Annotated in this window: 5 protein-coding genes and 1 pseudogene; 4 read left to right on the top strand and 2 right to left on the bottom strand. The window is 71.3% G+C overall.

All coding sequences use genetic code 11. The features are described from left to right. A pseudogene (locus tag ACFV5H_RS37385) lies at positions 1-158 on the top strand (LytR family transcriptional regulator); the annotation flags it as partial. 80 nt (positions 159-238) lie between these two features. Beyond that, complete coding sequence (locus tag ACFV5H_RS37380; protein WP_385199148.1) at positions 239-1825, top strand: LCP family protein; 1587 nt, start codon at positions 239-241, stop codon at positions 1823-1825. Positions 1826-1880: 55 nt separating this feature from the next. On the opposite strand, the gene ACFV5H_RS37375 is transcribed toward ACFV5H_RS37380, so the two are convergent. After that, entirely contained in the window at positions 1881-2918 is a 1038-nt protein-coding gene (locus ACFV5H_RS37375) for a glycosyltransferase family 2 protein (RefSeq protein ID WP_385059160.1), read from the bottom strand. A gap of 260 nt (positions 2919-3178) precedes the next feature. On the opposite strand from ACFV5H_RS37375, the gene ACFV5H_RS37370 reads away from it, so the two are divergent. Next, positions 3179-4540 (top strand): LCP family protein, encoded by a 1362-nt coding sequence (locus ACFV5H_RS37370; protein ID WP_385059158.1) that lies wholly within the window; start codon positions 3179-3181, stop codon positions 4538-4540. A 211-nt stretch (positions 4541-4751) separates the two neighbouring features. Here ACFV5H_RS37370 and ACFV5H_RS37365 read toward each other — a convergent pair whose 3' ends face one another. Next, positions 4752-5309, bottom strand: coding sequence for an acyl-CoA thioesterase (locus ACFV5H_RS37365; protein WP_385199146.1), 558 nt, complete (start codon positions 5307-5309; stop codon positions 4752-4754). 119 nt (positions 5310-5428) lie between these two features. Between ACFV5H_RS37365 and ACFV5H_RS37360 the strand changes: the two genes are divergently transcribed. Next, positions 5429-6706 carry an LCP family protein gene (locus ACFV5H_RS37360; RefSeq protein ID WP_385199144.1) on the top strand — a complete coding sequence of 426 codons (1278 nt, stop codon included), beginning with the start codon at positions 5429-5431 and terminating at the stop codon, positions 6704-6706. Positions 6707-6816: the final 110 nt, after the last annotated feature.

Here is a 6816-nt window from a genome sequence, read left to right as displayed (position 1 = left end):
AACCCGGCGAAAGCGTCACCAACTCCCAGGGCCAGCCCACCATGACCCTCACCCTCGGCAAGGACTTCAAGGGCGCCGGAGTCAAACTCGACGCCGCGTCGATCGAGACGCCCGAGGTGGAGAAGTCCACGGCCGACAAAGTTCAGTGCGCGAGTTGAGGCCGTAGCGCAACCTCACGGGCCCGTCGCATGTCTCCAAGACGTACGGCGGGCCCTGAGGGCTGTGGAGGACGCAGAAGTTGACGCAGAACAGTGTGCAGGAGGCCGCACCGGCCGCCGAGGACGAGGCCGCCCTCGAGGACGGGAGCGGCGAGGGTCCGGGCGACGGGCGCAGGGCGCCGCGCAAGCACCGGGTGCTCCGATGGTCGGCGATGGTGCTGACCGTACTGATAGTGGGCACGGCCGGCGCCGGCTATGTCTACTACCGGCACCTCAACGCCAACATCGAGCAGCAGGAACTCAATCTCGGTGACGAGAAGGTCCCGGAGCCGACGCCGAACGCCGCGGGGCAGACCCCGTTGAACATCCTGCTCATCGGCTCCGACGCGCGGGACAGCAAGGAGAACCAGGAACTCGGCGGCGCCCGGGAGACGTTCGGCTCCACACCGCTGGCGGACGTCCAGATGCTGCTGCACCTGTCCGCCGACCGCAGCAACATGTCGGTCGTCAGCATGCCGCGGGACACCCTCGTGAAGATCCCGAAGTGCACCGACCCCGACGACGGCACGGTGTACCCGGCGAGCAACGGGCGGGTGATGACCAACCAGAGCCTCGGGCACGGCGGTCCGGGCTGCACCGTCGCCACCTGGCAGGAACTCACCGGCATCCACATCGACCACTTCCTCATGGTCGACTTCGCGGGTGTCGTGTCGATGGCGGACGCCATCGGCGGTGTCCCGGTGTGCGTCGACGCCAACATCCACTCGCGCGACAGCCAGGGCCACGGCTCCGGCCTGAAGCTGGCGGAGGGCACCCACCCGGTCAAGGGCGAGCAGGCCCTGCAGTGGCTGCGCACCCGTTACGGCTTCGAGGACGGCAGCGACCTGGCACGGGCCAAGGCCCAGCACATGTACATGAACTCGATGGTCCGGGAGCTGCGCGAGAACGCCACCCTGAGCAACCCGAACAAGCTGCGCAGGCTCGCCGAGAAGGCCACCGAGGCGCTCACCGTCGACCCCGGCCTGAACTCGGTCAAGAAGCTCTACGACCTCAGCACCGAGCTGCGGAAGGTCGAGCCGGAGCACATCACCATGACCACCATGCCGAACCGGTACGTGGGTGCGCGGGTGGAGCCCACGGAGGACGCCGAGCAGCTCTTCCGGCTGGTGCGCGAGGACATCACCCTGGACGGCGGGGACACGAAGAAGAAGGCCACCGCCACGCAGGAGGACCAGGGCCCGGACGACCCGGCGGCCGAGGACGCCGAGATCCCGGTCCTGGTGCAGAACGGCACCCGCACCGACACGCTGGGCGCGGCCCCCGACCGGGCCGGCACCGTGGCGGAGCTGCTCGTGGGCGAGGGGTTCGCCAGGGCGGTCGCCGACCGGAGCGCGGCCCTGAGCGAGAAGACGACCGTCGTCCGCTACCCGAGCGCGGACCTGGAGGGCGACGCCGCGGCGGTCGCCGAGGCCCTGGGCATCGAGCCGGGCGCGGTGCGCAGGTCGACCGACGTCTCCGGGGTCACGCTCGTGGTGGGCGCGGACTGGCGCGAGGGCACGACGTACGAGGCGCCGAAGGAGGACAACGAGGTCCCGGAGACCGCCGAGGTGCTCAACGGCGCGGACGACGGGGCCTGCATGAAGGTGAACCCCGCGTTCACCTGGTGAGGACAGCGCCACGGGCCCCTCTCCGGGTGGGAGAGGGGCCCGTGGCGCTGTCAGGTCAGTGCGAGGCCGCGTCCGCGCGGACAGAGGGGCGCCGGCTCGCGATCACCTTGCGGGCCAGGGACTTCGGGCTGGTCAGGAAGCCCCAGCCCCACGACATGTGCATGGTGGCCAGCGCCACCGGGATCTGCAGCCGCGCCTTGAGCGGCAGCCCCTTGCCGGCCGGTACGGACCCCAGCGCGATCGCCGCGAGGTAGCCGCCGGGCACCACGAAGCCCCACGGGGTCAGCGCGGCGCCGACCACGATCCCGGCCGCGATCGCGCACACCGCGGCCGGCGGGGCCAGGTAGCGCAGGTTGATGGAACCGGAGTGGTAGCGGGCCACGACGTGCCGCCAACGTCCGTAGTCCTTGTACTGCTTGGCCAGCGCCCGCACGCTCGGCCGGGGCCGGTACGACACCTTCAGCTCCGGCGAGAACCAGATCAGCCCGCCGGCCTCACGGATGCGGAAGTTCAGCTCCCAGTCCTGGGCGCGGATGAACTCCACGTTGTACCCGCCCTGCTGCTCCAGCGCCTCGCGCCGGAACACGCCCAGGTACACCGTCTCGGCGGGGGCGGCCTCGCCGCCGGTGTGGAAGGCGGCGTTGCCCACACCTATCCTCGACGTCATCGCGGCGGCGACGGCGTGCTCCCAGTCGTTCTCCCCCTCGGCGTGCATGATGCCGCCGACGTTCTGCGCGCCGGTCTCCTCCAGGAGCCGTACGGCGGTCGCGATGTAGTTCGGGGAGAGCATCCCGTGCCCGTCGACGCGGACCACGACCGGATGGCGCGAGGCCTTGATCGCCGCGTTGAGGGCGGCCGGGGTGCGGCCGGTCGGATTGGGCACGGTGTGCACCCGCGGGTCCTCGGCCACGAGCTCGGCCGCGATCTCGTCCGTGCGGTCCGTGGACGGACCGAGGGCGATCACGACCTCCATCTCGCCGGCGTACTCCTGGGCGAGGATCGCGCGGACGGCGCCGCGCAGGTGCCGCTCCTCGTTGAGGACGGGCATGATCACGGAAACGGCGGGGAGCCGCACGTCGGGATTGGCGTTCATAGGGCCCTCACGTTACCGCGAACGGGGGACACCGACGCGCGCGCCGGGGGCGATGTGCCGGGCCGCAGATCGTATCGGCCTACCGTGCTCACGATCCCACGCACGGCCGTCGTCCGGAGGTGCCCCCCTTGCCCACGCCGCCGCGGTCCCCCCGGCCCCGCACCGCACCGCAGCGTCCCCCGCGGCCGGCCCGCGAGGGCCCGCGGCCCACCGCGTCGACCGCGCCCCCCGCGCCGCCGCGCGGGAAGCCGCGCTGGGTCATGCGCACCGTCACCACGCTGTCGGTCGTGGTGCTCGCCTCCGCCGGGATCGGGCACGCGGTGATGAGCGGCCTCGACGAGGACATCGCCCGGGTCGACCCGTTCCGCGACATGAAGAACCGCCCCGAGGCCGGTCACGGCATGAACATCCTGCTCGTCGGCACCGACGGCCGGGAGAGGATCGACGAGGCGGAGCGGGAGAAGTACCGGCTCGGCGGGGAACCCTGCCACTGCACCGACACGATCATGATCGTGCACGTCTCGGCGGACCGCGAGCGGGCCGCCGTGGTCAGCCTGCCCCGCGACTCGTACGCCGTGACGCCCCCGCACACCGACCGCGTGAGCGGCGAGCGGCACAAGGGGCACCCCGTCAAACTGAACGCGGCGTACGCCGAGGGCGGGCCCCGGCTGACCGTGCGTACGGTCGAGAAGATGACCCGGGTGAAGATCGACCACTACCTGGAGGTCGACTTCACCAGCTTCATGAAGACCGTGGACGTGGTCGGCGGCGTCGAGGTCTGCACCGACAGACGGCTGAAGGACAGCAACACCGGCCTCGACCTGCCCGCCGGCCGGCACACCCTCGAAGGCGGCCAGGCCCTGCAGTACGTCCGCTCCCGGCACGTCGACGGCGCCTCCGACCTCGGCCGGATGAGGCGCCAGCAGCACTTCATGGCGGCCCTGGTGGACCGGGTCACCTCCTCCGGCATCCTGCTGAACCCGCTGAGGTTCCGGGACGTGACCCGGGCGGTGCTCGGCTCGGTCCGCGCCGACAAGGGCTTCGGCACCGGCGAGCTCCTGGACCTCGGCCGGGCGATGCGGAACTTCTCGCCCTCCTCCTCCGAGTTCACCACCGTGCCGATCGCCGACATGAGATACGCCGTGAAGGGCGCCGGCTCGACGCTGAAGTGGGACACCGGGAAGTCCGAGCGCATCTTCGACGCGCTGCGCCGGGACGAGCCGCTCTCCGTGCGCCGCACCCCCGACGCGGCGCTCCGCGTCCCGGTGGACCCCCGGCAGATCCGCGTCCAGGTCGAGAACGGCACCCGCATCGCGGGCCTCGGCCGGCGGGTGGACGCCGCGCTGGCGGCGACCGGCTTCGACACCACCCGCGCCCCGGCCAACGCGGCGCACCAGGACGTGAGGCGGACGGTCGTCGCCTACGACCCCCGCTGGGACCGCTCCGCGGAATCCCTCGCGGCGGCCCTTCCCGGCAGCGAGCTGCGCGCGGTGAAGGGCCAGGGCGCCACGCTGAAGGTGATCGCGGGCGCCGACTTCGAGAAGGTCCGCAAGGTACGGGCGCAGGACCCGGGCCAGGACGAGTTCGGGGTGGTGCGGGGGGACGAGGTGGGTTGTTCCTGAACGCCGGGCCGTCCGGCGGGCCGGACGGTCCGGGTGGGCCAAGCCGTTGCGCGGTTTTTCGCCCCCGCCGCCCCTTCCCGTTCCGTCCCCGGGGGCTCTGCCCCCAGACCCCCGTTCGCGCGGTTCCCCGCGCCCCTTCAGGCCCGGACCCCCTTCGCGCCCACGCGGCGGAGCCGCATGTCGACACGGCCCCGCGCCCCTACAGCGGGGGTCAGTCCTCGAAGCCCTCCGCCGCCCGCTTCTCCCGCAGCTCCATGATCGCCCGGCGGCGGGCCAGCCGGTGGGCGCGGCGGATCTGGGCCTCCTGGTAGCGGCGCCTGTCCCGCTCGGTCTCCGGCGTCACCTGCGGCACCCGGCGCGGCTTCCCGTCGGCGTCGACGGCCGCGAACACCAGGTACGCCGAGCCGACCTGGGTGGCCGGCGCGGACTCGTTCCAGCGCTCGGCCAGCACCCGCACCCCGACCTCCATCGAGGTCCGTCCGGTCCAGTTGACCTGGGCCTTCACATGGACCAGATCACCGACGCGGACCGGCTCCAGAAAGGCCATCTCGTCCATGGAGGCGGTGACGGCGGGCCCTCCGGAGTGCCGTCCGGCGACGGCGCCCGCCGCGTCGTCGACCAGCTTCATGATCACCCCGCCGTGCACCGTGCCCAGCAGGTTGGTGTCGTTGTGGGTCATGATGTGGCTGAGGGTCGTACGGGACGCCGAGGTGGGCTTGCCCGGGATGTCCGGACTCTCCGCGGCTGCGGCGGGGGCCTGGTCTGTCATGGCCTCCACCTTATGCCGAGGTCACATCTGCGGAATTTGTGTCAGCTTCGCAACAGCGGGGCCCTGATTTTCCGACGACCCTTGTATGGCGCACAGCCGGGACCTGCACACTGTCTTCCATGACTGATTGGCCCGAGGCACGGTCCGACGACAACCGCGGCGGACGTTACGGACGCGGCAGCGCGAGCGCACAGCCCGAGGGCGCCCGTGTCATGCGGCAGGTCCGCCGCGGCCAGGCGGCCCCTTCCGGGCAGGGCGCGTACGGCGGTGTCCCGCAGCAGCCGTCGTACGTGGACGGACACGGCAGTGGCGGCGGCTACGACAGCGGCTACAACACCGGCCAGGTCTACGGCACGCCCGGCGGCGGTGGCCCCGGCGGGCCGGGCGGCGACGGCGGCTACGCCCCGCAGCGCCCCGCGCCGGACTGGCGCCGCCGCATCAAGTGGACGGCGATCACCGTCGTCACCGTGCTGGTCGTGACGACCGTCGGCACGTACTTCTGGGCCGACTCCAAGCTCAACCGCGACGTCGACCTGTCGAAGGTGATCGACCGGCCCGAGAAGGGCGAGGGCACCAACTACCTCATCGTCGGCTCCGACAGCCGCGAGGGCATGACCGCCGAGGACAAGAAGAAGCTGCACACCGGGTCCGCCGACGGCAAGCGCACGGACTCGATGATGATCCTGCACACCGGCGACAACGGCCCCACCCTGATCTCGCTGCCCCGGGACTCGAACGTCGAGATCCCGTCCTTCGTGGGCTCCGAGTCGGGCAAGTCCTACCCCGGCACCGGCCGTGAGGTGAAGCTCAACGCCGCCTACGCCGAGGACGGACCCGAACTGCTGGTCCGCACGGTCGAGTTCAACACCGGCCTGCACATCGACCACTACGTGGAGATCGGTTTCGGCGGCTTCGCGAGCATCGTGGACGCGGTCGGCGGCGTGGAGATGGACATCCCGCAGGACATCAAGGACACCAAGTCCGGCGCCGACTTCAAGAAGGGCAAGCAGACCCTGAACGGCGAGGAGGCCCTCGCCTTCGTCCGCACCCGGTACGCGCTGGCGGGCTCCGACCTGGACCGTACGAAGAACCAGCAGAAGTTCCTCTCCGCCCTCGCCAACCAGGTGGCCACGCCCGGCACGGTCCTCAACCCCTTCAAGCTCTACCCGACGATGGGCGCGGGGCTGGACTCCCTGATCGTCGACAAGGACATGGGCCTCTTCGACCTGGCCGACATGTTCTGGTCGATGAAGGGCGTCAGCGGCGGCGAGGGCACGTCCATGAACATGCCGATCGCGGGCTCCACCGGCGGCAACCTGCTCTGGGACAAGACGAAGGTGAAGCAGCTGGTGAGCCAGCTGAACAACGACGAGAAGGTCACCGTCAAGGGCAACTGAAACCGGCTGTGGGCACCCCGCGCGGGGTGCCCACAGCCGTGTCCGGCGACGGCGGCAAAAAGATGCGCCCCACATGTCGCGGCACATCACGGAGCAGCGGCGGCAGGACT

It is taken from the genome of Streptomyces sp. NPDC059787 (assembly GCF_042732315.1).
Lineage (GTDB): Bacteria > Actinomycetota > Actinomycetes > Streptomycetales > Streptomycetaceae > Streptomyces > Streptomyces atrovirens.
This window is presented reverse-complemented; position numbering and strand designations above follow the sequence as displayed.

Coding starts and splice junctions, on each gene's coding strand:
- ACFV5H_RS37370 (WP_385059158.1), top strand. CDS start 3,179: ATGCGCACCGTCACCACGCTGTCGGTCGTGGTGCTCGCCTCCGCCGGG.
- ACFV5H_RS37360 (WP_385199144.1), top strand. CDS start 5,429: ATGACTGATTGGCCCGAGGCACGGTCCGACGACAACCGCGGCGGACGT.
- ACFV5H_RS37375 (WP_385059160.1), bottom strand. CDS start 2,918: ATGAACGCCAATCCCGACGTGCGGCTCCCCGCCGTTTCCGTGATCATG.
- ACFV5H_RS37365 (WP_385199146.1), bottom strand. CDS start 5,309: ATGACAGACCAGGCCCCCGCCGCAGCCGCGGAGAGTCCGGACATCCCG.